This window comes from Streptomyces sp. NPDC057900 (assembly GCF_042887885.1).
Taxonomy (GTDB): domain Bacteria; phylum Actinomycetota; class Actinomycetes; order Streptomycetales; family Streptomycetaceae; genus Streptomyces.
In genome coordinates this window covers 575,818-601,418 of record NZ_JBHVOI010000004.1, presented here as the reverse complement: position 1 = coordinate 601,418, position 25,601 = coordinate 575,818, and the positions used below count along the sequence as shown (strand labels likewise).

Genomic DNA, 25,601 nt, shown 5'->3' with positions numbered 1-25,601 from the left:
CCGGGAACAGCAGCGTCCCGTCACGGTGCATCTCGTACAGCCGGTGCACACCCGTCGTGGTCTCCTCCGTCACACCACGGATCTCCGACGCCAGCCGCGTCCACTTCTGCGGCGCCTCACCAAGGGTCCGGTTCAGCGTCGTGAGGATGTGCGCGTACTCCTCACTGTCCGCCGTCGACGGATCCGGAGCCGCACCCGCCTTCTCGAACTCCACACCCTTATGAACCAGGAGCGTGGCGTCACCACCGTCGTCAAGAATCATGTTCGGACCACCGGTGGGCGTGTTCGGCCAGGTCAACGCCTGCTCCGTGCACCACCAGTACTCCTCCAGCGACTCACCCTTCCACGCGAAGACCGGAACACCGGCCGGAGCGTCCGGGGTACCCGTCGGGCCGACCGCGATAGCAGCGGCCGCGTGGTCCTGGGTCGAGAAGATGTTGCAGGAGGCCCACCGGACCTCGGCACCCAGAGCGACCAGGGTCTCGATCAGCACCGCCGTCTGCACGGTCATGTGCAGCGAACCGGTGATACGAGCACCCGCCAGCGGCTGCGCGGCGGCGTACTCCTTACGGATCGACATCAGACCCGGCATCTCGTGCTCGGCCAGAGTGATCTCCTTACGGCCGAAAGCCGCGAGGGAGAGGTCAGCGACCTTGAAGTCCTGTCGATTGGCGACCGTCGTCATAACGGGCTGCTCCTCAGTTGGTTCGAGGGTGGATGGGCGCGCTTTGCGGCCTCGGGCACACGAATGCCCGAGAGGCTCGCAGCGCAGTCCGTCGGAGGCCCTCTCTCCCTCGGCCGGTCCGTGGCTACGGACCGATCGACCGCCATCAGCAGCGACGTCTGGCACTGCCGTCGAATCTACACCGAACGGCCCAGCCGCTCCCAGCCCACCGGTCCGGGAGCGGCCGCGAAGGGCGCGTACGGCGCGTTCAGTGGCTGGTTTCGTTCGGGTCGGAGGGGTCCTCTGTGTTCGCGGAGGGGTCCTCGGTGTTCTTGGCCGGGTTGGTGCCGGAACGGGCTGCGGCCTCGTTGTAGATATCCGGCTCCAGGTAGATGACCCGGGCGATCGGGACGGCCTCGCGGATGCGGGATTCAGCGGCGTTGATCGCGTTGGCGACCTCGGTGGCCGTGTCGTCGTGCTGGACCGCGATCTTGGCGGCGACCAGCAGTTCTTCCGGGCCGAGGTGGAGCGTGCGCATGTGGATGATGCCGGTGACGGTGTCACCGTCCACGACCGCGGCCTTGATCTTGTCGACCTGGTCGGTGCCTGCGGCCTCGCCGAGCAGCAGCGACTTGGTCTCGGCGGCCAGGACGATCGCGATCGCGATCAGCAGGATGCCGATGCACAGGGTGCCGATGCCGTCCCACACACCGTCGCCGGTGCCGATGGCCAGGCCGACGCCGGCGAGGGCGAGAACCAGACCGATCAGCGCGCCGAAGTCCTCCAGGAGGACGACGGGGAGTTCCGGTGCCTTCGCGCGGCGGATGAACTCCGGCCAGGACAGCGCGCCGCGGGTCTCGTTGGACTCCTTGATGGCCGTCCGGAAGGAGAAGCCCTCCGCGATGATCGCGAAGACCAGGACGCCGACCGGCCAGTACCAGGCCTCGATCTCGTGCGGGTGCTTGATCTTCTCGTAGCCCTCGTACACCGCGAACATGCCACCGACCGAGAACAGCACGATGGAGACGAGGAAGGCGTAGATGTAGCGCTCGCGCCCGTACCCGAAGGGGTGCTGGGGGGTGGCCTCGCGCTTGGCCTTCTTGCCGCCGAGCAGCAGCAGCCCCTGATTGCCCGAGTCGGCGAGCGAGTGGACGCTCTCCGCGAGCATCGAGGAGGAGCCACTGAACAGGAACGCCACGAATTTGGCCACTGCGATCGCGAGGTTGGCGCCGAGCGCCGCCACGATCGCCTTGGTTCCGCCTGACGCGCTCATGGGTGCCTGGTGTCCCTTCGTTCGGTGCTGCGGCTCCGGCGGCCGCGGTACGGCCGGACATTGTTGCAGTCCATGGTGCGGACGGTACGTCAGGCCACCACAGTGGCACGGAACAGCGTGCCCGTACCCGAGACTTCGGCCTTCTCGCCGGCCGGTACGAAGACCGAGTCGCCGGGTACGAGACCGAGGTCGCCGGTCCGCGGTGCGCCCGCTGTGCAGAGCAGGATCTGAGGCGTGGCCGCGGTCAGGTCGACGGGGTCGCCGCCCGGTGAGAGGTCGAAGCGGGAGAGCCGGAACTCGTCGACCGGGGTCTCGTACAGCTCCTCGCCGGACGGGGACGCCTCGGGGCGCAGGATGCCCGGATCGGTCGCCTCGAAGCGGACGATGCGCAGGAGTTCGGGTACGTCGATGTGCTTGGGCGTGAGTCCGCAGCGCAGCACGTTGTCCGAGTTGGCCATGATCTCGACGCCGAGGCCGTCGAGATAGGCGTGCGGGACACCGGCGCCGAGGAACAGCGCCTCGCCGGGCTGGAGTTGTACGTAGTTCAGCAGCATGGCCGCGATGACGCCCGCGTCGCCCGGGAAGTGGTGGGCGATGCGCGCGTACGGGGCGTACGCGCCGCCGAGCCGTTCCGCGGCGGCGGCCGCGGCGGTCACCGTCTCCGTCATCTGTGCCGGGTCCGCGGTGAGGATCGCCGTGAGGACCTCGCGCAGGGCGGCCTCCTCGGGGTGGGCGCGGAGCAGGTCGGCGTAGGGCTTGAGGGAGTCGACGCCCAGCGCCTCCATCGCCTCGGCCGCCTCGATGGGCCGGCGGAAGCCGCACAGGCCGTCGAAGGGGGTGAGCGCGCAGATCAGTTCGGGCTTGTGGTTGGCGTCCTTGTACGTGCGGTGGGCGGCGTCGATCGGAACGGACCGGCGCTCCTCGTCCGCGTACCCCTGCTGTGCCTGGGCGAGGTCGGGGTGGACCTGGAGGGAGAGCGGTGCTCCGGCGGCGAGCAGCTTGAGGAGGAAGGGGAGCCGGGGGCCGAACTTTTCGACGGCGGCCCGGCCGAGCTCGCCCACCGGATCGGCTGCGATGACGTCGGTGAGGGGCTGCTCGGTGCCGGATGCGGTGGCGGGTGCGGTGCGGGTTATCCGGGAGGGGGCTCCGGGGTGGGCGCCCATCCACATCTCGGCCTGGGGCTCGCCGGTGGGGGCGACGCCCAGCAGGGCGGGGATGGCTGTGGTGGAGCCCCAGGCGTACGGGCGCACGGTGTTGGAGAGCCGGTCCATGGAGTTCGTCCTCGTGCTGTGTGTGTCGGATGCGTGGATCTCGGTGCTGCGTGAGCTGGGCTGGACTGGGATGCGCCGGGACGCGCCGGGCCGGGTGCGGGTTGCCGCGTGGTGGTTCAGGCGCGGGCTTCCGAGGCCAGGGCCAGGTAGACGGCGGCGAAGTCGGTGACCGCGAGGAGCTCGGCGAGGGCTTCGAGCCGGCTGCCCTCCTCCGGTTCGAGTTCGCTGATCGGCGTCTCGTGGCCCAGGGCGAGTTCGCGGGCCGCCGGGGCCGCGCTCAGGCCGCCGGTGGGCCGGTCCCTGAGCAGGACGACCCGGGCGCGCAGGGCCTCCGGTTCGTCGACCCGGTCGCGGAAGAACTCGTCCGGGTCCGCTCCCGCGGCGAAGGCCCCGGCCAGCAGGCCCCCGTGGGCGGGGAGCGCCTCGGGGAGTTCGGCCGCGAGGGCCGGGCGGCCCGAGAGCTCGGCCAGGACCGCGGCGAAGCGGCGTCCGACCGGGGCCGCGGCCTCGCCCTCGGTCCAGACGAGCGGAAGGCTGTCCGCGAGTTCGGCGGCCAGGGTCTTGGCCGGATTGCTGTACGTGGCGATGGCCGGTCCGCAGCGTTCCGCCGTGCGGTCCAGCCGGTCGGCCACGCTCTGCAGCGTCTCCGGGGGCGCGGTGACCAGGCCGACGCGGTCGAGCAGCGCGAGCAGCGGGGTGAACAGCGCCCACAGGGTGCCGGGTCCCGCGGCCGACGTCTCGGCGTCGTACTCGCCGTGCGGGGCGGAGGCCATGGACACGACGAGGCCGTGCACGCCGTCCACCGCCTCCCGCAGCGGGGACTGTTTGGGGGCGACGGCCACGACGCTGCAGCCGCGCCGGTACGCCTGTTCCGCGACGAGCGCCAGACCGGGCTCCGAGCCGTCCGCGGTGACGATGAGCAGCAGGTCCAGCGAGCCGGCCCAGCCGGGCAGGGTCCAGCGCATCGCGCCCGCGGCGGGGGCGACGCCGGTCGGCTGGATGCGCGTGACCGGCGCGGAGGCTCCGGCGAGGGCGGCGATCAGGTCCGCGACGCCGGACGCGGCGGTGCCGGAGCCGGCGACCAGGACGGCGCGCGGGCGGCCCTCCGGGTTCAGCTCGGGGATCCCGGCCTCCGTCGCGTGCCGGGCGGCGGTGCGGACCCTGGCCCCGGCCTCGGCGGCGCCGCGCAGCAGACCGCGGCGGTCGGCTCGGGCCAGGGCTTCCGGGGCGTCGAGCAACGACTCGTCGAGCATGGGGACGGTCCTCCGATCACACGCTGATCACCGTGCGGGGGTGTGGGCCCGGTTACGCGGGGCGGCGGGCCTCGTCGACGAGGAGGACGGGGATGCCGTCCCGTACCGGGTAGGCCAGTCCGCAGCCCTTGCCCGTGCAGACCAGTTCGGGGCTGTCGGCCGCGGAACGGTCGTCCAGGGGGGCGTGACAGGCCGGGCAGGCCAGGATCTCCAGGAGACCGGCTTCGAGCGGCATGGGGTGGGTCCCTTCGGGCGGGCACGAGTGCGTGTTCTTGTGTCTTGGTTCGGGCGACGTCAGCCTACCGCTGGGGTGGCGGGGGCGCGGCCCGGCCGGGGGTGCTTGTCCGGGGGTGTGGCGGGGTGCGGGTGGGGGCGCCTGCGGCGAGCCGGTTCCGGGGGTGCGGCGGAGGGGTGGAAGCAGGCCGACGACGTTGGATCAGGGCCTGCGGATTACGGCCAGGGCCTCGTCGCGTACCGCTGTCATCGTCTTCTCGTCGCGGGCCTCGACGTTCAGGCGCAGCAGGGGTTCCGTGTTGGAGGCGCGGAGGTTGAACCACCAGTCCGGGGCCGTGACGGTCAGGCCGTCCAGCTCGTCGGTGGTCACGCCCTCGCGGTCCGCGAACGCGGCCCGGACCTCCGCCGTGCGGGCCGGCTGGTCGTCGACCGTGGAGTTGATCTCGCCGGAGCCGGTGTAGCGGTCGTACTGGGCCAGCAGGGCCGAGAGGGGCTCCTCCTGGCCGCCCAGGGCGGCCAGGACGTGGAGGGCGGCGAGCATGCCCGTATCCGCGTTCCAGAAGTCGCGGAAGTAGTAGTGCGCGGAGTGCTCGCCGCCGAAGATCGCCCCGTGTGCGGCCATCTCCGCCTTGATGAAGGAGTGGCCGACCCTGGTGCGGACCGGGGTGCCGCCGTTCTCCCGTACGACCTCCGGGACCGAGTGGGAGGTGATCAGGTTGTGGATGATGGTGCCGCTGCCGCCGTTGCGGGCCAGTTCGCGGGCGGCGACCAGGGCGGTGATCGCCGACGGGGAGACGCCCTCGCCCCGCTCGTCCACCACGAAGCAGCGGTCCGCGTCGCCGTCGAAGGCCAGGCCCAGATCGGCGCCCTCGGCCACCACGCGGGCCTGGAGGTCGACGATGTTCTTCGGGTCCAGGGGGTTGGCCTCGTGGTTCGGGAACGTGCCGTCCAGCTCGAAGTACATCGGGACGAGCTCGACCGGCAGGCCCGCGAAGACCGTGGGGACCGTGTGGCCGCCCATGCCGTTGCCCGCGTCCACGACCACCTTGAGCGGGCGGATCGCGGACAGGTCCACCAGCGACAGCAGATACGCGGCGTAGTCGGTGAGCGTGTCCCGTTCGGTGACCGTGCCGGGGGTGGCGGCCGGCTGCGGAGCGCCGGTCGCGGACCACTGCTCGACCAGGGTGCGGATCTCGGCCAGGCCGGTGTCCTGGCCGACCGGGGCGGCGCCCGCACGGCACATCTTGATGCCGTTGTACCGAGCCGGGTTGTGCGAGGCCGTGAACATCGCGCCCGGCAGGTCCAGTGCCCCCGACGCGTAGTACAGCTGGTCCGTCGAGCACAGGCCGATCATCGTGACGTCCGCGCCCCGGGCTGCGGCACCACGGGCGAAGGCACCGGAGAGACTCGGTGACGTGGGGCGCATGTCGTGGCCGACCACGATCGCGGCCGCGGCCGTCACCTCGACGAAGGCCGCTCCGAACCGCTCGGCCAGGGCCTCGTCCCACTGGTCGGGCACGACTCCGCGCACGTCGTACGCCTTCACGAGCTGCGACAGGTCTGCAGTCACGGGACGGTCCTCCTGAGGGTTTCTTCGGACCGCCAAACTACCCGGCGGCCACGGACTCCCCGCGCGCCGGGCGTACCGGCGACCGCTCAGGACTCGGGCGAGCGCAGCACCCGGAGGTGGCCCCGGCGGGCGACCTCCGCCGGATCCGCGGTGCGACGGCCGCCGGCGCCCCTGGACCCGTCGCCCCGGTCCTGCGGACGCGCCGCTTCCCGTACCGCGTTGGCGAGCGCTTCGAGGTCGTCACCGCTGGGGCGCACGGGCGCGGAGGGGTCGGAGAGCCGGACGACCTCCCAGCCGCGTGGCGCGGTCAGCCGTTCGCTGTGCTCGGCACAGAGGTCGTAACAGTGGGGCTCGGCGTAGGTGGCGAGCGGGCCGAGGACCGCAGTCGAGTCGGCATAGACGTACGTCAGTGTCGCGACGGCAGGGCGGCCGCACGCGGTGCGCGAACAGCGACGTACAGGGCTCACGATGTTGGACGCTACCGCACTCTTGAGCGGGCTGCGACGACTCTCCCCCGGCTCACCCCACCGTGTCGCCCTGTGACCGGCGGTACGGCCGCCTCCGGGACATCTCTCCTGACCTGCGCGGAAGCGCAAGGGGCGCAGGTCGCGGCGGCAACGATTCCGGTCGCCGCTCACCGCGAAAGCGGTCATAGGACAAGAGGAGTTCGGTCACGAGCAGGGCCGGAATCCGGCTCCCCCGTGGCCGGATTGTTCAGAAGCGGACAGGCCGGATTCGTCCCCGCGCAGCCGCCGTCCACTCGTCGCGCGGAGCGTTACGCTGCGTCGGTGATGGACAGTCCTGTACCGCCCCACCCGTCCGAGCCGCGACCTCGGCGCCGAGACCGCCACGGCCGAGGCATGCGCGGGCCCGTCGCACCGCCCCAGGTGCCGCTCTCGGCCAGCCGGGCGGACAGCTTCCGCGATCTCGTCCAGGACTCCGTGGAACGGCTGGAGCGGCGCTGGCCTCAGCTGGCCGAGGTCGACTTCGTGGTCCTCGATGTGCCGAGCACCACGGAGGAGACCGTTCCGCTGGGGAACGCGCTGTCCGCCGAGAAGGGGCGGCCTGCGCAGATCGTGATCTACCGGCGTCCCGTCGAGATCCGTACCAAGAACCGCGACGAGCGCTCACTGCTGGTGCACGAGGTCGTGGTCGAGCAGGTCGCGGAACTGCTCGGACTCGCCCCGGAGTCGGTCGACCCGCGCTACGGGCAGGAGTAGCGGGAAGACGGGGACCGGGGGCGCGTTCGTTCCCTCTCCCCGGCCCTTGGGCCTCCCCTGTCCCCTGCGTCCTGCGTGCTTCGCGTTCAGTCGTCCAGGACCGACAGGTCCTGTTCTGCCTCCGGCACCTCGACCGTTCCGCCGTCGTCCGACAGGGTCTGCACCGTGAACATCGGGATGCCGTCCTGCGGAAGCGCGAGCGTGCGGGCGGCGTGGACCGGGCCGCCCGACTGCGTGTGGACCGTCAGCGCGTACGTGCCCTTGAGGCCGGACGGAACCGGCGGAGTGACCGCGAGCGTCGTGCCCGCGGCGACCTTGTACGTCTTGCTGACCGGGGTACCCGCCTTGCTGCCCGCCGACGCCGTGACCTTCACGGTGCCGGTGGCGCCGGGTGCGGTGAGCGAGAGCGTCGAGCCCTTCGACCGGTTGTCGGCGACGGTCGCCTGCGCACCCACCGGTCCGGTCGCCGGGATGTAACCGACCTCCTGCTTGTCGCCCTTGCCCCGTACCACCCGCAGAGCCGCCACCACGGGAGTGGCCCTGTCCTTCTGGGTGGGGGTCAGCAGCAGGGAGCCCGCCTCGCCCCGGGTGAGGTTCTTCAGGTCCACCCCGGCCGTCATCCGGGACTTCACGTGGAGGTCCTCGTTGCCCACCGGCGCGAAGGGCCCGGTCTTGCCGAGGAGCCGTACGGTGAAGTCCGCGTCGTCCTCGCCGGGGGCGAAGGCCACCAGCCGGACCGAGGTCGCGTCCGCCGGGATGCCGGGCAGCACCAGGGTGCCGGCCGGGGCGGCGGAGGCGGTGAGCCAGTCGCTGCCGGTCTTGCTGTCCGACGTCCTGACGACCGCGCCGACCCGTCCGGTGCGGGTCGTGACGTGGACGGTCACATCGTCGGCGGCCGTGCTGGTCAGCGTCGAGATCAGGACTCGGACGCCGGACCCGGCGGGGACCGTGATGCCCTCGCCGACATCGGACTTGAGCGTGCCGTCCGGTCCGTACAGCTCGATGTCGGCCACCGCGGCGGTGTCGTCCGGGTTGGTGAGGTTGACGTAGTCCTCACGGGTCTTGGCGGTGCTCGCGGCCGGGAACCAGAAGTCGGTGTCGGGTGCCGTGCAGCTGACCCCGAGCACGCCCCGTCCGTCGCCGGCCTCGACCGTGGTGGTCTGCTGGGCGCTCCAGCCGGGCGCGAGCCGGCCGGTGGCGGTGCCGACGAGCGCGGGGGCGCCCGAGCCGGACACGTCTGCGGTGACCGGCTTGCCGGGCTCCTTCAGAGCAACGACAGGCTTGTCCGAATCGGCCGCCTTGGACTTGGACTTGTCCTTGCTCTTGTCCGTGCCCTTGTCCTTCGACTTGTCCTTTTCCTTGTCGGCCGTGGGTGACTTCAGTTCGGCCGTCCCCGCTTCGCCGTCGCCGTTCCCGGGCGGGGTGAAGGACGTGTACGCCGTCTCCGCGAGGTCCGAGAGACCGGGCGCCGGGCAGAGCAGGCTGGACCGCTCCACGGGCAGCCGGGAGGACGCCCCGGCCTCCGTCGTACCGTCGTCCCCCGGCACGGAGAGCGCGGCGAATCCGGTGACTGCGGCGAGGGCGACGGCCCCCGCGATGAGGGACAGGCTGGTGGACTTCACTCGGACTCGCCTCGCGATGTGTTACCGGTCGGCCACGGGTTCTGGCCCGGGGCGGGGTTCTCGTCGGGATTCTGGTTCTGGTCCTGGCTCTGGTTCTGGTTCTGGTTCTGTGGGTCGTACGGCTGCTGATCGCCGTACTGGCCCGTCCCGTACTGGGCGTTGGCGTCGTACGACGGGTCGTACGGGGCGTTGGTGTACTGCCCCTGGGCGTACGACGTGTAGTCGCTCTGCTGCTGCGGATAGCCGTACTGGTCGTACGCGCCGGCTCCGTACTGGCCTTCCTGGTACTGGCCTTCCTGGTACTGCCCGGCTCCGTACTGGCCTTCCTGGTACTGACCCTCCTGGTACTGCTGGTAGTCGGCGCCCTGGTACTGCTGGGCGTCCCACTCCCCGTACTGCTGCTGCTGCGGCACGGCCGCGTACTCACCGGTGTCGCCGTCCGCCTGCTGCGGTACGAAGACCTCCTGGCCGTCGGCGGCGTGCGGTTGCGGCTCGGCGGACGGCTGCTGGGGCAGGGTGTACTCCTCCGGCTCCGCCCCGTTTCCGTCCGCGTTTCCGTCCGCGTTGCCGTCCGCGTTGCCGTCCTCTTCGGCGTCCTCGCCCTCCGCCTGGGCGGCCGCGCGCAGCCTGCGTGCCCGGCGGCCTTCGCCCGCGACCGGCTCGGCGGGGACCGGCACGGACTCCTCCGGCAGGTCGTCGTCGATCTCCCGGCGGCGGCCCGGAAGGGCCAGGACCAGCAGGACCAGGCCGAGCGCCGCCTGGGCCCAGATCCACGCGGAGTGCGTGATCGACGCCTCGTACGTGAGGTTCAGCGAGCCGCCCCCGGTGGGGAGCTCGAAGCCCTGGGCCCAGCCGTCGACGGTCTTGCGGGTCAGCGGCCGGCCGTCGAGCGTGGCCTGCCAGCCGGGGTCCGCGGCATCGGCGATCCGCAGCACCCGGCCCGCGCCGCCCGACGGGATGTCGGTGTGTGCCTCGACCGGGCTGGAGCCGACCGGCAGCGGCTCGGCGTCCGCGTCGGCGGCGGACGGGACGATCATGATCCGGGCGACCTGCCGGTCGACGCGCCAGAGCGCGCTGCCGTCCAGCTGGCTGAGCCGGCTGAGACCGGGCGTCGCGTCGAGCACCCGGCTCATCTGCTTCGGCGCCCCGTCCCGCACGAGGACGTAACGGATCGCGAAGCCGCTGAGCTGGCTGCCCTGGTCGGCGCCCGAGCCCGCGACCAGATTGGCGACGACCTTGTCGAGGTGGCTGTTGCCGCCACCAGCCGCGGCGAGTTCACCGTCACCGAGCCGGGCACCGGAGCCGCGGACCAGGGTGTACGCGACGTGGGAGGGCGATGTGCCGTCGAGCACCAGGGTGCGCGGCTGGTCACGGGTGCCGCTCTCCTCCGCGACGAACGCGGGCACCTGCACCGGGTCGCGCCGCTCCAGCGGGCCCGCCGCGCCGCCGATCATCCAGCCGGCGGCGGCCAGCACGGGGGCGATGCCCGCGGCGAGCGCGATCAGGACGGCGACCGGCTGGCGCCAGCCGAAGCTGAGTTCCGCGACGCGGATGCGCGCGCCGTCCGCGCCGACCAGCGCGGCGGCGATGAGCGCGGCGCCGTAGACGAGGGTGGCGGGGCCCGCCCAGCCGGAGCCGTTGGCGAGCCCGGCGAAGGCCAGGCCGACCAGGGCCACGACCCAGGCGGTCCGGACCGCGAACTGCCGCTCCCCGCGCAGCAGCGCGGCCAGCGCCGCGAGCACGATGCCGAGCAGCAGGACGCCGCCCGCCGCCTTCGGCCCGCCGGGGCTGATGCCGAGCAGGTCGAGGGCGGAGGCCGATCCCGTACCGGCGTCCAGGCCCGCTTCCTTCAGGAAGGACGAGGGGCTGGACAGCAGGGAGAGCGACCAGGGCGCCAGGACGAGCAGCGGGGTGCCGACGGCGGCGAGGAAGCGGAGCCCGTAGGCCGTGATGTCGTTGCGGCGCAGCGCGAGGACACCGACGCCGAGAACCACGGCGAGCGGCCACACGATGGGGGTGAACGCCATCGTGAGGGTGAGGAGGAGGGTGTACGCCCAGGTGGCGCGCCAGCTGCCCCGGCTGTCACCACTGCCGCGCATCCCGTGCGCCGAGACGGCGGCGCGGGCGATCAGGGGCAGCAGGACGAGCAGGACGGCGGTGCCGAGCCTGCCGGTCGCCAGGGCTCCGGTCGCGGCGGGCAGGAAGGCGTACGCGACGCTCGCCCAGGCCCGCAGCAGCCGGGAGGGGATCAGCGGGCGGGAGACGAAGTACGCGGTGAGTCCGGCCAGCGGGACCGAGCAGACCAGCAGCAGGGTGAGCGCGAATCCGGTGGAGCCGAGGAACAGCGCGGAGAGCGCGGAGATCATGGCCAGGTAGGGCGGTGCGGTCTGGGTGCCGCCGGTGCCGACGGTGTGCCAGGCGTCCGCGTACCGGCCCCACAGCTCGGAGACGTCGCCGGGTGCGGGCAGCAGGGCGCCGCCCGCCAGTGCGCCGCCGCCGATGAGGCTGCGGCAGGCGACGAGCGAGACCAGGAGCAGGACGGCGAAGAGCACGGGGCCCGGCTTGCGGCCGACCCGCTTCAACTTGGCGAACTGGTCGATCTCCAGGAAGTCCGCGTCGTCGCCGCCCGGTCCGGACTCCACGGCGCCGTGCCGGGAGCCGCTGGACTCGGCCTCCGTGGAGCCGCCGAAGTTCCCGGCGACCTGTTCCACGGTGGCGCGGACGGTGGCGCCGGGCGCGGGGAAGAGCCCGCGCAGCTCCGCCGGGTCGATGACCCCCTTGCCGCGTTGGCGGCGGGCCGCGAGGATCCGGCCGGGCCGCAGCAGGGTGCCCAGGAGTCCGGCGACCTCGTCGAGGGCCTGTCCCGGCACCTTGCCGACGAGGTAGGCGAGCGTACGCAGCAGGGTGCCGAGCACCAGCCGGAGCAGCGCCCAGAGCAGCAGCTTGCCGCGGGCGTTGACGAGCATCGTGTAGACGGCGCCGGCCTTGTCGACGCGGTGCGGGCTGGAGACGGAACGCCCGGCGCAGTCGATGGGGCGCCGTTCGCGGGCGGACGCCTCGGCGTGCCGCAGGACGGCGTCGGGGGCGATCAGCACCCGGTGCCCGGCCATGTGGGCGCGCCAGCACAGGTCGACGTCGTCGCGCATCAGGGGGAGCCTGCGGTCGAAGCCGCCGAGCTCCTCCCACACGTCACGGCGGATCAGCATGCCGGCGGTGGAGACGGACAGCACGGTACGGACCTGGTCGTGCTGGCCCTGGTCCTGCTCGCGCCGGTCGAGACCGGTCCAGCGGCGCCCGCTGTTGGCGATGGAGACGCCGACTTCGAGGAGCTGCCTGCGGTCGTACCAGCCGCGGAGCTTGGGGCCGACGATCGCGGCGTGCGGGTCGTTGTCGACGACGCGCAGCATCTCGGCGAGCGCGTCGGGCTCGGGCGCGCAGTCGTCGTGGAGCAGCCAGAGCCACTGCACCGGTTCGCCGTGCGGCAGTTCGGGCAGGTCGTAGTTGTCGTCACGCCAGGACCGGGTGACCGGGTCCCAGCCGCTGGGGCGCTTCAGGTACGGCAGGTCGTCCGGGGTGAGTACACCGGCGGTGCGGCTCGCCTCGTCGACTGCGGTGCCGAAGCTCGTACGTCGCGCGAGGTGCAGGACGCGGTCGGCGCCGAGCGCCTCCGTCACCAGCCGCGCGGAGTCGTCGGCGCTGCCGGTGTCGGCGGCGGCGACGCTCTGTACGGGGCGTTCCTGCCCGAGCAGCCCGGCGAGTGCGTCGGGCAGCCAGCGTGCGCCGTCGTGGGAGACGAGCACGGCGGTGACGACATGCCTGGGGAACTCTGGGGCGGCGGCGGCCGCGTACGGCGCCGTCGAATGGCTGTGCACGGACATCGAGGTACGGGCCCTCCGGCCGGGTCCGGGGGAACGTACCCCCGGGGGCTGCATCGGTGTACACGCGCGCCCTGTCGGGTCGTTGGCGCGTCTCGGACGGGGCCCCACACTAACGGTACGGATAACCGGGGTGGCGCGGAGCGGTTGAACGAGAGCGACGGTAGGGGCCGGGGGCGGTGCGCCGGGGCAGTGTGCCGAGCGCTGTGCCGGGCACGGCGATGGCCCGCCGCCTGCGGGCAGGGTGCAGGCGGCGGGCCATGGGCGGGCCGGGTCGGGGCGGGGCCGGGGAGCGGTCAGCTCCGCGGAGTCCGGCGTCTTCGGCCGGTGTGCGTCAGATCGCGGCCTTCTTCAGCCGTCGTCGCTCGCGCTCGGAGAGGCCGCCCCAGATACCGAACCGCTCGTCCTTGGAAAGGGCGTACTCAAGGCATTCCGACCGGACTTCACAGGCGAGACAGACCTTCTTCGCTTCGCGGGTGGATCCGCCCTTCTCAGGAAAAAAGGACTCAGGGTCGGTCTGGGCGCACAGTGCGCGCTCCTGCCAGCCGAGCTCCTCGTCCGCGTCCTCGACCAGCAGTTGCTGGAACAGCTCGGTCATGTGCGCCCCTCGTCTGTCTCTTGCGTCCCCGTGATGCGGCCGTTATCGAATCGGCCGAACGACACGAGTGAAATTACAAGTGTGTAGCTTCGTGCCAGTCAAGCGCAGATCTGCTATTGGGCCCGGTATTCACTCTGCGGCACCAAGCCTATGCGGTAAGTGTTCAAATAGCCAAAAACCTGACATATGCCATGGGCCTCTCGCGTGCCCGTCGCGCGATCACCCGTCACAGGGAGGAACTCCCTGGAGGGCGGGCACGTTGCGATTCGATCACCGAAGCGACCAAGATCACAGTCGGGTCACGGAGCCGCTACCGCGTTTACGGACACTTCCGTTGCGCCATGTCTCCGCCGCAAGCGCTGCACAAACCTTTCTCCGCTCACAGCAACCGGATGAGGTGAAACATTAGCCTCAAATCGGGCATTGGGTTGACAGTCCGGTGGTTCTCCAGCTCTCCTTGATCTCATGCCAGTGACCTCAGCGATGCGCGTCACCCACACCCGTGGGTTCCGTAGCGCTGTCCAGGCTCGCTGTTGCTGTTCCAGCTGTCTCAGCTGTTGAAGCCCTCGCGCTCCAGCCCGACACAGCTCATCCCGGACCCCCGGACCCTCCCCTGCGGCCTTCACGGCCCGTGGTCACCCGGTCCCCACGGTCCTCGCGACACCCCCGCACCCCCACCGGACCCGCACTCCCGTGCACTCCTGCCGAGGAACCACCGCACCCATGAACAGCGACAGCGACCTCCAGATCGCCGGCGACCTCCTTGAGGTCCAGCACCTCCTGCGCCCCGCCCGTGAGCACCCCGCCACGGTGGCGGAGTTCGCCGGCCTCGCCCGCTCCATCGCCGACGACCGCCCCCGCTGGGCCCCGCTCGTCCAGTACGACGCCACCACCCGCTGGTACCACCGGCTGCTCAGCCTCCCCGGGTACGACGTCTGGCTGCTCAGCTGGATCCCGGGCCAGGGCAGCGGGCTGCACGACCACGGCCCGTCCTCCGGCGTACTGACCGTGCTGGAAGGCGAGCTGACGGAGCGTACGGACCGGAGGAAGCGGACGCTGGGCGCCGGCGCCCAGCGCGTCTTCGCCCCCGGCTACGCCCACGAGGTGGTCAACGACTCCCTCGAACCGGCTGTCAGCCTGCACATCTACTACCCGGGACTGACCGACATGCCCATGCACGCCTCGCAGCGAGCCACGGCAACGGTCACCGTCTGAACAGCCCCACCACCCCAACAACGACCGGGCTCCGCCTGACAGACTGTTTCCCATGCGCATTGTGGTTCTGGCCGGCGGTATCGGTGGTGCTCGTTTCCTGCGTGGCCTCAAGGAGGCCGCGCCCGACGCGGACATCACGGTCATCGGCAACACCGGTGACGACATCCATCTGTTCGGGCTCAAGGTCTGCCCCGACCTCGACACCGTCATGTACACCCTCGGCGGTGGCATCAACGAGGACCAGGGCTGGGGCCGTACCGACGAGAGTTTCCACGTCAAGGAGGAACTCGCGGCCTACGGCGTGGGCCCCGAGTGGTTCGGCCTCGGTGACCGCGACTTCGCGACCCATATCGTCCGCACCCAGATGCTCGGCGCGGGCTATCCGCTGAGCGCCGTCACGGAGGCGCTCTGTGCGCGCTGGAAGCCGGGGGTCCGGCTGCTGCCGATGTCCGACGACCGGATCGAGACCCATGTGGCGGTCGACGCGGACGGCGAGAGCAAGGCCATTCACTTCCAGGAGTACTGGGTGAAGCTGCGCGCCTCCGTCCCGGCACGGGCGATCGTGCCCGTCGGCGCCGAGCAGTCCAAGCCGGCGCCGGGCGTCCTGGAGGCGATCGCCTCCGCCGACGTCATCCTCTTCCCGCCGTCGAACCCCGTCGTGTCCATCGGGACCATCCTCGCCGTGCCCGGTATCCGGGAGGCCATCGCGGAGGCGGGAGTGCCGGTCGTCGGCCTCTCCCCCATCGTCGGTGACGCACCGGTGCGCGGGATGGCCGACAAGGTGCTCGCCGCGGTGGGCGTCGAGTCGACGGCCGCGGCGGTCGCCCAGCACTACGGCTCCGGGCTGCTGGACGGCTGGCTCGTCGACACCGTGGACGCGGGCACGGTGCGAGAGGTGGAGTCCGCGGGCATCCGCTGCCGCTCCGTCCCGCTGATGATGACCGATGTCGCCGCCACCGCCGAGATGGCCCGGCAGGCGCTCGCCCTGGCGGAGGAGGTACGGGCATGAGCACTGCTTCGGACGCCTCACCCGCCTTCCGGGTGTGGGCGCTGCCCGGGATTCCCGAGGTGCGGGCCGGTGACGATCTCGCCAAGCTGATCGCCGCCACCGGGCCCGGTCTCCTCGACGGTGACGTACTGCTCGTCACCTCGAAGATCGTCTCCAAGGCGGAGGGCCGGATCGTCGAGGCCACCGACCGGGAGGCGGCGATCGACGCCGAGACGGTACGGGTGGTGGCCCGGCGCGGCACCCTGCGGATCGTCGAGAACCGGCAGGGCCTGGTCATGGCCGCCGCCGGGGTCGACGCCTCCAACACCCCCGCCGGAACGGTCCTGCTGCTGCCCGAGGACGCCGACGCGTCGGCGCGGGCCATCCGCGAGGGGCTCCGGGACACGCTCGGCGTCGAGGTCGGCGTCGTCGTCACGGACACCTTCGGGCGCCCGTGGCGCAGCGGGCTGACGGATGTCGCGATCGGCGCGGCCGGGGTGCGGGTGCTGGACGATCTGCGGGGCGGGACCGACGCGTACGGCAATCCGCTGAGCGCGACCGTGGTCGCCACCGCCGACGAGCTGGCCGCTGCCGGTGACCTGGTCAAGGGCAAGGCGAACGGGCTGCCCGTGGCGGTGGTGCGCGGGCTCGGCCACGTCGTGGACCCGGCGTCCGACGAGGGCGCGCGGGCGATGGTGCGGGGCGCGGCCGATGACATGTTCCGGCTGGGCACGTCGGAGGCGGTACGGGAGGCGGTGACCCAGCGGCGTACGGTGCGCGAGTTCACCGAGGACCCGGTGGACCCGGGCGCGGTGCGGCGGGCCGTGGCCGCGGCGGTGACGGCGCCCGCGCCGCACCACACGACGCCGTGGCGGTTCGTGCTGCTGGAGTCGCCCGAGTCGCGGACCCGGCTGCTGGACGCGATGCGGGACGCGTGGATCGCGGATCTGCGGCGGGACGGGAAGAGCGAGGAGTCGATCGCCAAGCGGGTGCGGCGCGGCGAGGTGCTGCGCCGGGCGCCGTATCTGGTTGTCCCGTGCATGGTGATGGACGGCTCGCACACGTACGGGGACACGCGGCGGGACACGGCGGAACGCGAGATGTTCGTGGTCGCCGCGGGAGCCGGGATCCAGAACTTCCTGGTGGCGCTGGCGGGCGAGCAGCTGGGATCCGCGTGGGTGTCCTCGACGATGTTCTGCCGCGAGGTCGTACGGGAGGTGCTGGCGCTGCCGCCGTCGTGGGATCCGCTGGGGGCGGTGGCCGTGGGGCGTCCGTTGGAGGCAGCGGCGCCTCGGGTGGGGCGCGATGCGGAGGACTTCGTCGTCGTGCGGTGAGGCCGTGCGGCGCGTGGGGGGGGCTCTGCCCCGGACCCCGGTCCTCAATCGCCGGACGGGCTTGTTTTTGCCCGACCTCGGATGTGAAGTGCCGCAGCGGGTCTGATGTCGCCCGGCTCTACAGGCGCGCGATGTCGCCCCTGGTCATCCGGGGCGCGTGGCGGGGCGGGGTGTTGCCCGAGAGCATGATCAGGCGGGTGGCCCGGTGGCGCTGGCCCTCGTACGGGGAGAGCAGGGCCAGCATCTCCTCGTCGTCGGCGTCGCGGTTGCCGGCCAGCGCGTGGCCGACGATGCCGGGCAGGTGGAGGTCCCCGACCGTGACCGCGTCCGGGTCGCCGTTGGAGCGTTGCAGGGTCTCGGCGGCCGTCCAGGGGCCGATGCCCGGGATCACCTGGAGGCGGGCCATCGCCTCGGTCAGCTCCATGGCGGCGGCCTCCTCCATGCGGCGGGCCACCCGGACCGCGCGCAGGATCGTCGCGGAGCGCTTGCTGTCGACGCCCGCGCGGTGCCACTCCCAGGACGGGATCAGCGACCAGGTGCGGGCGTCCGGCATGACGTACAGGCCGTACTCCTGCGGGCCCGGCGCCGGCTCGCCGTACTTGCGGACCAGGAGGCGCCAGGCGCGGTACGCCTCGTCCGTGGTGACCTTCTGTTCCAGCACCGACGGGATCAGGGACTCCATCACCAGGCCGGTGCGCAGCAACCGCAGTCCCGGTCGCCGGTGATGGGTCACGGCGAGCAGCCGGTGGCGCGGGGTGAAGGCCTCCGGTTCGTCGGAGGCGCCCAGCAGTGTCGGCAGCTGGTCCAGCAGCCAGGCCGCGCCGGGGCCCCAGGCCGCCGCCTCGATCCGCCCTTCGCGGGCGACGACATGGAGGGTGCCGGGGCCCGCGGGGGTGCGGCTGGCGCGGCGGACGGAGCCGTCGGCGGACATCCGGAAGGTGGGGTCGGCGGGGCCCCGGCGCAGCGGGCCGAGGACGAGCCGCAGGTCGAACGGGCCCGGCGGGGTCCAGTCGCGGGTCAGCGCCGCCGGTTCGGGCGTCGTCACCTGGCGCGGGACGGCCGCGTGCGGGCCGCTGCGGGGTGCGAATCGTCCTGCCACGGGTGAGGTCCTCGGTAGTCGGGGGTGCCTGTCGAGGGTACGGCTGATTCCGGCCATTCGGGGCGTGCTGCGAGGAGCGGCTCGCCCGGTCATTCGTCCGAGGAGAAGCGCACCGATGCGGCGGGCAGGTGTGCTCCGCACCAGACGCGGACGCCGTCGCGCAGTTCGTTGTCGGCGCCGACCTTGGCCCCGTCCCCGATGACCGCGCCGGCCAGCACCGTACGGCTGCCGACCCTGGCACCCGCTCCGACCAGGGAGTCCGTGATCACCGCACCGGGTTCGACGACCGCGCCCGCCAGTACGGCGGAGCCCTCGATCCGGGCGCCCGCACCGATCACGGCGTCGGCGCCGATGACCGTACCTCCGGTCAGTTTGGCGTCGGGGGCGACCGAGGCGGTCGGCAGTACGAGCCGGTCGCCGCAGCGCCCCGGGACGGCCGGGGAGGGCGCGCGGCCCAGCACCAGGTCGGCGGAGCCGCGTATGAAGGCCTGCGGGGTGCCTAGATCAAGCCAGTATGTGGAGTCGACCATGCCCTGGAGATGGGCGCCGGAGGCGAGGAGTCCGGGGAAGGTCTCGCGCTCCACGGAGACCGGGCGGCCGACCGGGATGGTGTCGATGACCGAGCGGCGGAAGATGTACGCGCCCGCGTTCACCTGGTCGGTGACGATCTCCTCCGGGGTCTGCGGCTTCTCCAGGAACGCGGTGACCCGGCCGGTGTCGTCCGTCGGTACGAGACCGAAGGCGCGCGGGTCCTCGACCCGGGTGAGGTGGAGCGAGACGTCCGCGCCCGAGTCGGCGTGCGAGGTGACGAGCGCCCGGATGTCGAGGCCGGTGAGGATGTCGCCGTTGAAGATGAGGACCGGTTCGTCCGGGCCTGAGGTGAGCCGTGCGGCGACGTTGCGGATGGCGCCGCCGGTGCCGAGCGGTTCGCGTTCGGTGACGTACTCGATGTGCAGGCCGAGCTCCGAGCCGTCGCCGAAGTACGGCTCGAAGACCTCGGCCAGGTAGGACGTCGCGAGGACGATGTGCTCGACCCCGGCGGCACGGGCACGCGCCAGCTGGTGCGTGAGGAAGGGGACGCCCGCCGCCGGAACCATGGGTTTCGGGGTGTGCACCGTGAGCGGGCGCAGCCGGGTTCCCTTGCCGCCGACCAGGAGAATCGCTTCTTTTGCCTCTGTCACAGCACTGTCTCTGCTTCCTGCTGGGGCCGGGCCTGGTAACGGACAACCGCTTCTTCGGCTGGCCAGTGTATGCAGACCTCAGGGGGTGTCCTCGGCCAGCGGCCCGCAGCAGGATCCGGGGCGGCCCGCGCCCTTCGGCTCCTTCCGTGTCAGCGGCCCTGGAGCTTGGCCGAGCTGGTCCGGGTCGTGCCGAGCTTCTTGTAGAGACGCGCTCCGGGGCATTCGGTTGCGAAACCGTCCCGGTGACCGGAGATGACGTTGAGTTTGACCTTCTTGCCCTTCTTGTACTTGTTGCTTCCGCCCGACACCAGGGTCACCTTGCCCTTGGGGTTGGCCTTGAAGAGGCCGAGCTTCCAGGCGGTGAGCTTGGCGACGGCGTTGACGGAGGCGGCGGGCGGGTTGGTGCCGCTGAAGGTCCCGAGCACCACGACGCCCATGGTGTTGGTGTTGAAGCCGAGGGTGTGCGCGCCCATGACGGCCTTCGTCACGCCGCCGGCCCGGCCCTCGTAGATGTTTCCGCACTTGTCGACGGCGAAGTTGTAGCCGATGTCGCGCCAGCCGTTGCTCTTGACGTGGTAGCGGTAGATGCCGCGCAGCACCGAGGGCGCCTGGGAGCAGGTGTAGTTGTTGCCGGTGGCGCTGTGGTGGACGAAGGCCGCCTTGACGGTCTTGGTGTACGCGAAGGCCTTCTCGCGGATCTTCTCGTCGGCGCCCCAGCCCTTGCGGGTGATGATGCGCGGGCGCGGCCCGATGTACGGCTTGGCGCCCGGCGCGTACCCGGCGGCCGCGTCGGTCGCGGACCTGCTCAGGGCGGGGAGCGCGGTGGCGTTCCGGGCCGCGGCGCGGTCGGCGCCGGCCGCGCCGGTGGCGGGCGGCTCCTGCGGGTCCTCGCCGGGGTCGACGAGTTCGAGGTGCAGCCCGGCGGGCAGCGGTACGGGGGCGGCGGACGCGTCGCGGGGGGCGGTGGCGTCCTGGGTGCCGGTGGCCTCTGGGGCCTCCGGGGCCACCCGGACCTCGACGCCGTCGGACGCGCCGACCCAGAGCGGGGCGGTGGCGCCCCGGACGGCGCTCGACTCGCGTTCGGCGGTGCCGGGGTCGGCGGAGTGCTCGGCGTTGTGCGTATCCAGGTCCTGCCAGCCGGACCAGCGGCCGGTCTCCGTGGAGCGGGTACGGACCTGGGCGGTGCCGTGGAGTTCGGTGTTCACGTCGTCCCAGACGACGCCGACCATGGAGAACGGGTGGACGTCGCGCTCGGTCAGCCCCTGCCCGGCGGCCGGCGAGGCGGTCTCACCGGGGGCCCGCGCGGAGGCGGTGGACAGGGGGGTCAGGGCCAGCGACTGCGTCGAGCCGGGCAGCGCGGCGGGTTCGGACGCCGCCGCGGGCACGGAGTCCGCGGTGGCCGGGTGGGCGGGGGTGTCGGAAGCGGCGCCGGCGGGCGCGGCGAGCGGCAGCGCGAGGGCTGCCGCGCAGGTGACACCGATGGAGGATGCAATGAAGGCACGCATACAGATGATCCTGGGCACAAGCGGACAACTCCGGCGACCGGTGTTTCTCCGGGCAATTGACGGCCCGTCTGCCGAACCGGTGTACGGGTCACCCGAGGCACCCGGCTCGGCCCGCCGCCGCCACGTACCCTTGCGCGGATGAACGCCAGCGACCGCACCCCTGCCGACCTGCTGCGTTCCGCGCTCGCCGCGGACCCGGCCCGCCCCATGGTCACTTTCTACGACGACGCCACCGGAGAACGCGTCGAACTGTCGGTGGCCACCTTCGCCAATTGGGTGGCCAAGACCGCCAACCTGCTCCAGGGCGACCTCGCCGCGGAGCCCGGTGACCGGCTCGCCCTGCTGCTCCCCGCGCACTGGCAGTCCGCGGTCTGGCTGCTCGCCTGTTCCTCGGTCGGCGTCGTCGCGGAGGTGGGGGGCGATCCGGCCGCCGCCGATCTGGTCGTCACCGGACCGGACACCCTGGAGGCGGCGCGGTCCTGCCGCGGCGAGCGGATCGCGCTGGCGCTGCGTCCGATGGGCGGCCGGTTCCCGCGGCCGCCGGAGGGCTTCGCGGACTACGCGGTCGAGGTGCCGGGCCAGGGCGACCGGTTCGCCCCGTTCGCCCCGGTGGACCCGGACGCGCCGGCGCTGACCGTGGGCGATGTCGCGCTCAGCTCGGCGGAGCTGGTCGAGCGGGCCCGCGCGGACGGTGCGGCGCTGGGCCTGGGTGCCGGGTCGCGGCTGCTCTCGGGGCGTACGTACGACACCTGGGACGGCCTCAGCGCCGGGCTGTTCGCACCGCTGGCGACCGGGGGTTCCGTGGTGCTGTGCCGGCACCTCGGGGAGCTCGGCGAGGACGGGCTGGCGCAGCGCGTCGAGAGCGAGCGGGTCACGCTGACCGTGTGACAGCGGCCCGCGCGGCGGCGCTCCGGGCGAGTACCGGAGCGCCGCGGTAGGACAAGCGGTACGAGGACCACCCGTCCGGCCCATCGTGGGCCGAGCCCTCCGGGCGAATCGTCAACTCCGGTACATGATCTGCGGTACAGACCACTCAAGGCACAACCAAGCGTGAGGTTCAGCCGTCTACTTCTGCAACCGGCGGCCCATCGCGCCGCCGAACGTGAAGGATGGACGCAGACGTGACCGAAAGTGCCGGCACTCCGGCCGACCCCGACGACTCGGCCGCGGGCGAGGACCAGACGCCGGACGGGTCGCCCGGCGCGGAGCCCGGCGAGCAGCCCGCGCCGGAGAACGCCTCGGAGAACACCTCGGGGAACGCCTCGGCGAACAGCTCCGAGGACACCCCCGCGAGCACCCCCGGCGGCGAGACCCGCAGCGGATCGGGCAGCGGACCGGGAGGCGGGTCAGCCAGCGGGTCCGGTGGCGGATCGGGCGGCGGGGCCTCGGACGGGGCGCCGCCCGAGGGGCCCGGATCCGGCCCGACCCTCGACATCACCGTCAAGCGCAAGCGGCACTGGCTGCGCTGGACCGCGCTCGGGGCCTCGTTCGTCGTCCTCGTCGCGGCCGGCACCGGCTGGTGGCTGTACAAGAAGCTCGACGGCAACATCAAGACGGACACCTCCGCGGCCGCCGAGCTGAAGGCGTACGAGAAGGAGCGCCCGCCCTCCGTTGTCCACAACGCGGAGAACATCCTGCTCATCGGCTCCGACAGCCGGGCCGGGGACAACCGCGAGTACGGCCGCGACGACGGCGGCAGCCAGCGCTCGGACACCACGATCCTGCTGCACCTGGCCGCGAACCGGAAAAGCGCCACCGCGATGTCCATCCCGCGTGACCTGATGGCGAACATCCCGGCCTGCCACAAGGCGGACAAAACTGTCAGCAAGCCGCAATTCGCCCAGTTCAACTGGGCTTTCGAATTCGGTGGAACCGCCTGCACCATCCGTACCGTCGAAAAGATGACGGGCATCCGCGTCGACCACTACATGGTCGTCGACTTCAACGGCTTCAAGGACATGGTCGACGCGGTGGACGGCGTGGAGATCTGCCTCAAGGAACCGATCAACGACAGCGCCGCCCACCTCAAGCTCCCGGCGGGCCGCAAGAAGCTCAACGGCGAGCAGGCGCTCGGGTACGTACGGGTCCGCAAGTCGATCGGCAACGGCAGCGACACCGAACGGATGGACCGCCAGCAGCAGTTCCTTGGCGCGCTCGTCAACAAGGTGCAGAGCAACGGCGTACTTCTCAACCCGACCAGGCTCTACCCGGTACTGGACGCGGCGACGAAGGCGCTCACGACGGACCCGGGGCTCGACACCCTGAAGGACCTGTACGACCTGGTACGCGGCATGCGCAACGTACCGACCGACAAGGTTCAGTTCCTGACCGTTCCCCGGCAGCCGTACGCCGCCAACCGGAACCGGGACGAACTGGTACAGCCCGATGCGGACAGGCTCTTCAAGCAACTGCGCGACGACAAGCCGCTCGCGGTGGTTCCCGCAGATCAGCTCAATGGCGACGACGGCAAGAACACCGACGGCGGGGAGGGTTCGGAACATTCACAGGATGAAGACAGCAACGGCCGGTCCGGTGAGCCCACGGATGGGAAATCGGGTGCGACAGGCGCTCCGGGGCCCAGCCCCACGCCCACCTATTCGGGTAACAACGCCGCGACCGACCTGTGCAAGCAGTAAAGCAATTGCCAAGCAGCCATCAACGTTCGGCGTGCAATGGGAAGAATGCCCGGTTGTAAGGGCCGTGGAATATCTCACGCCCATCGCTCGGCGCCGAACCGGACGGATAGTGTGACGCGATCCGGTTGCTCCGGGCCCCCGGGCCCGGCACTTCCGGAGCGAAAGATTGAGCGCCTTTCGGGGGAGGCGCCTCGCGTGGCACCGACGGAGGACTCAAGCAACCGTGGATGCACAAGGCCGTGGGCGGGCGGAAGACATCGATCCCGCAGACCAATGGGTCCTCAACCCGGACACCGGCGATTACGAACTGCGACTGAACCAACCCGGAGGGGATTCGGGCGCCGGTCGGGCCCCCTCCGCGCCTCGCGGCGGGCGGCGCCCGGACGCCGCCCGTGACAACGCCGGCCGGCGACGGGACTCACCGCGCGACGCCGGGGGACGTGGCGCCGGGCCCAGCCGCGAGGTGCCCAGGCAGGGCGGTCGCCGGTCTGCCCGCGGCCCGGAGACCCGCGCCAAGGAGGGTCCGGGTCCGTCCTCGACGGAGAACGGCGCCGGCCGCCGCAAGCGCAAGGCTCCGAAGGCCCGCCGCAAGAAGGCGCTGATCTGGACGGGCGGTGTGGTGGCCTTCCTGCTCGTCGGGGTCTCGGTCGGCGGTTACGCGCTGTATCAGCACTTCAACGGCAACCTGAACTCCGTGGACATCGGCGACGCCGGCAACAAGGACGTCGTCACCGCCGACGCGCCCCTCAACATATTGGTCATCGGCACGGACAAGCGGACCGGCAAGGGCAACGAGGGCTACGGCGACAAGGGCAGTACCGGCCATGCCGACACCAACATCCTGTTCCACGTCTCCAAGGACCGCACCAACGCCACCGCGCTGAGCATCCCGCGCGACCTCATCACCAACATCCCGGAGTGCAAGTCGAGGCAGCCGGACGGGTCCGACAAGGTCATCCCGGGCACGGAGAACATCCGGTTCAACGTCAGCCTCGGCCAGTCCGGCCGCGACCCGGGCTGCACGATGGAGACGGTCAAGGAGCTCACCGGCCTCAAGGTCGATCACTTCATGATGGTCGACTTCAACGCGGTCAAGGAACTGTCCACGGCGGTCGGCGGCGTCAACATCTGCCTCGCGAGGCCGATCAAGGACGCGGACTCCCACCTCGACCTGCCGGCGGGCGAGCACAAGATCCAGGGCGAGGACGCGCTGGCGTTCGTACGGACCCGGCACGCCTTCGCCAACGGGAGCGACCTGGACCGGATCAAGGTCCAGCAGCAGTTCATCGGCTCGATGATCCGGCAGATGAAGTCGGACGACACCCTGACCAGCCCGACGAAGCTCTTCAAGCTGGCGGACTCGGCGACGAAGGCCCTGACGGTCGACAAGGCCATCGGCTCGGTGCCGAAGCTGACCACGCTCGCCAAGGAACTCACCAAGATCGACACGAAGAACATCACGTTCGTCACGCTTCCGGTGATCGACAACCCGGCGGAGCCGAAGCCGATCACGGTCGTCGTGGACCCGGTGAAGGCGCCGCAGCTGTTCTCGATGATGCAGGCGGACACCTCGCTCACCGAGGTGGCCGCGCAGAAGAAGGCCGCCAAGGGCAAGCAGGACGCCCTCCTCAAGGGCACCAAGGCGGCGGCGGGCGACGTACGCGTCGACGTCTACAACGGCGGCGAGATCCCCGGAGCCGCTCAGCAGACCGTGACCTGGCTGCAGAACGAGAAGGGCGTCCTGAAGTCCACGAACAAGGCCAACGCTCCGGCGAAGGCCGCCAAGACGAAGCTTGAGTACGCCCCGAACCAGGCGGACCAGGCACGGGCGCTCGCCGCGATGATGGGGCTCCCCGGCTCGGCCCTCAAGAAGGGCACCACCGACGCCGAAGGGCTCCAGGCGATGGTCCTGACCCTGGGCGCCGACTTCAAGGGTGCGGGTACCCCGATCACCGGGCCCGCCAAGATCGACATTCCGAAGGCCAGTGCCGACAAGGCAGAGTGCGCCAAGTGACACCGGGTCACTGCGCGATATCGCGAGACTGAGCAGCAGGGGGGTCCCG

At 71.7% G+C, this 25,601-nt stretch carries 20 protein-coding genes; 7 read left to right on the top strand and 13 right to left on the bottom strand.

What is annotated here, in order from left to right; all coding sequences use genetic code 11:
* From ACFVQ0_RS20175 to ACFVQ0_RS20145, 7 genes are all read right to left on the bottom strand, one after another.
* Positions 1-685 (bottom strand): adenosylhomocysteinase (locus ACFVQ0_RS20175; protein WP_390089787.1); only part of this gene is annotated, 685 nt, incomplete at its 3' end.
* A 247-nt stretch (positions 686-932) separates the two neighbouring features.
* Positions 933-1,937, bottom strand: coding sequence for a cation diffusion facilitator family transporter (locus tag ACFVQ0_RS20170; protein WP_390089786.1), 1,005 nt, complete (start codon positions 1,935-1,937; stop codon positions 933-935).
* Positions 1,938-2,026: 89 nt separating this feature from the next.
* Complete coding sequence (gene manA, locus ACFVQ0_RS20165; protein ID WP_390089784.1) at positions 2,027-3,208, bottom strand: mannose-6-phosphate isomerase, class I; 1,182 nt, start codon at positions 3,206-3,208, stop codon at positions 2,027-2,029.
* A 116-nt stretch (positions 3,209-3,324) separates the two neighbouring features.
* Positions 3,325-4,461, bottom strand: coding sequence for an SIS domain-containing protein (locus ACFVQ0_RS20160; protein WP_390089783.1), 1,137 nt, complete (start codon positions 4,459-4,461; stop codon positions 3,325-3,327).
* A 52-nt stretch (positions 4,462-4,513) separates the two neighbouring features.
* The gene (locus tag ACFVQ0_RS20155; RefSeq protein ID WP_073738559.1) at positions 4,514-4,696 is read right to left on the bottom strand and encodes a Trm112 family protein; all 183 of its coding nucleotides are present in this window, start codon (positions 4,694-4,696) and stop codon (positions 4,514-4,516) included.
* A gap of 201 nt (positions 4,697-4,897) precedes the next feature.
* Positions 4,898-6,265: a phosphomannomutase/phosphoglucomutase gene (locus ACFVQ0_RS20150; protein WP_390089781.1), complete on the bottom strand. Its 1,368-nt coding sequence runs from the start codon at positions 6,263-6,265 to the stop codon at positions 4,898-4,900.
* A gap of 86 nt (positions 6,266-6,351) precedes the next feature.
* Positions 6,352-6,732, bottom strand: a complete 381-nt coding sequence (locus ACFVQ0_RS20145) for a DUF3499 domain-containing protein (RefSeq protein WP_390089779.1) — start codon at positions 6,730-6,732, stop codon at positions 6,352-6,354.
* Between the two features lie 324 nt (positions 6,733-7,056).
* On the opposite strand from ACFVQ0_RS20145, the gene ACFVQ0_RS20140 reads away from it, so the two are divergent.
* Positions 7,057-7,485, top strand: a complete 429-nt coding sequence (locus ACFVQ0_RS20140) for a metallopeptidase family protein (protein ID WP_390089777.1) — start codon at positions 7,057-7,059, stop codon at positions 7,483-7,485.
* A gap of 86 nt (positions 7,486-7,571) precedes the next feature.
* Here the strand turns inward: ACFVQ0_RS20140 and ACFVQ0_RS20135 are convergent, their stop codons facing one another.
* From ACFVQ0_RS20135 to ACFVQ0_RS20125, 3 genes are all read right to left on the bottom strand, one after another.
* Positions 7,572-9,107, bottom strand: coding sequence for a DUF5719 family protein (locus tag ACFVQ0_RS20135; RefSeq protein WP_390089775.1), 1,536 nt, complete (start codon positions 9,105-9,107; stop codon positions 7,572-7,574).
* Positions 9,104-12,985, bottom strand: a complete 3,882-nt coding sequence (locus ACFVQ0_RS20130; protein ID WP_390089773.1) for a glycosyltransferase — start codon at positions 12,983-12,985, stop codon at positions 9,104-9,106. Before ACFVQ0_RS20130 ends, ACFVQ0_RS20135 begins: the two co-directional genes overlap by 4 nt.
* A gap of 331 nt (positions 12,986-13,316) precedes the next feature.
* A complete protein-coding gene (locus ACFVQ0_RS20125) occupies positions 13,317-13,580 on the bottom strand; it encodes a WhiB family transcriptional regulator (RefSeq protein ID WP_024494319.1) in 264 nt (87 codons plus the stop codon).
* A gap of 723 nt (positions 13,581-14,303) precedes the next feature.
* Here ACFVQ0_RS20125 and ACFVQ0_RS20120 point away from each other — a divergent pair.
* Genes ACFVQ0_RS20120 through ACFVQ0_RS20110 form a run of 3 tightly spaced genes read left to right on the top strand, consistent with a single transcriptional unit; the run spans position 14,304 to position 17,117 of the window.
* The gene (locus ACFVQ0_RS20120; protein ID WP_390089771.1) at positions 14,304-14,795 is read left to right on the top strand and encodes a cysteine dioxygenase; all 492 of its coding nucleotides are present in this window, start codon (positions 14,304-14,306) and stop codon (positions 14,793-14,795) included.
* Between the two features lie 52 nt (positions 14,796-14,847).
* The gene (gene cofD / locus ACFVQ0_RS20115; RefSeq protein WP_390089769.1) at positions 14,848-15,804 is read left to right on the top strand and encodes a 2-phospho-L-lactate transferase; all 957 of its coding nucleotides are present in this window, start codon (positions 14,848-14,850) and stop codon (positions 15,802-15,804) included.
* Positions 15,801-17,117, top strand: coding sequence for a coenzyme F420-0:L-glutamate ligase (locus ACFVQ0_RS20110; RefSeq protein ID WP_390089767.1), 1,317 nt, complete (start codon positions 15,801-15,803; stop codon positions 17,115-17,117). Before cofD ends, ACFVQ0_RS20110 begins: the two co-directional genes overlap by 4 nt.
* Before the next feature lie 118 nt (positions 17,118-17,235).
* On the opposite strand, the gene ACFVQ0_RS20105 is transcribed toward ACFVQ0_RS20110, so the two are convergent.
* The 3 genes from ACFVQ0_RS20105 to ACFVQ0_RS20095 all read right to left on the bottom strand — a co-directional run bounded on the left by ACFVQ0_RS20105 (position 17,236) and on the right by ACFVQ0_RS20095 (position 20,902).
* Entirely contained in the window at positions 17,236-18,216 is a 981-nt protein-coding gene (locus ACFVQ0_RS20105) for a DNA-3-methyladenine glycosylase family protein (RefSeq protein WP_390089765.1), read from the bottom strand.
* A gap of 89 nt (positions 18,217-18,305) precedes the next feature.
* Complete coding sequence (locus tag ACFVQ0_RS20100; protein WP_390089764.1) at positions 18,306-19,397, bottom strand: sugar phosphate nucleotidyltransferase; 1,092 nt, start codon at positions 19,395-19,397, stop codon at positions 18,306-18,308.
* A gap of 149 nt (positions 19,398-19,546) precedes the next feature.
* Positions 19,547-20,902, bottom strand: a complete 1,356-nt coding sequence (locus ACFVQ0_RS20095; RefSeq protein ID WP_390089762.1) for an N-acetylmuramoyl-L-alanine amidase — start codon at positions 20,900-20,902, stop codon at positions 19,547-19,549.
* 138 nt (positions 20,903-21,040) lie between these two features.
* On the opposite strand from ACFVQ0_RS20095, the gene ACFVQ0_RS20090 reads away from it, so the two are divergent.
* The 3 genes from ACFVQ0_RS20090 (at position 21,041) to ACFVQ0_RS20080 (ending at position 25,552) form a co-directional block, all read left to right on the top strand.
* Entirely contained in the window at positions 21,041-21,790 is a 750-nt protein-coding gene (locus ACFVQ0_RS20090) for a TIGR03089 family protein (protein WP_390089760.1), read from the top strand.
* 221 nt (positions 21,791-22,011) lie between these two features.
* Positions 22,012-23,538 (top strand): LCP family protein, encoded by a 1,527-nt coding sequence (locus ACFVQ0_RS20085; protein WP_390089758.1) that lies wholly within the window; start codon positions 22,012-22,014, stop codon positions 23,536-23,538.
* A gap of 223 nt (positions 23,539-23,761) precedes the next feature.
* Positions 23,762-25,552 carry an LCP family protein gene (locus tag ACFVQ0_RS20080; RefSeq protein WP_390089757.1) on the top strand — a complete coding sequence of 597 codons (1,791 nt, stop codon included), beginning with the start codon at positions 23,762-23,764 and terminating at the stop codon, positions 25,550-25,552.
* The last annotated feature ends 49 nt before the right edge of the window (positions 25,553-25,601 follow it).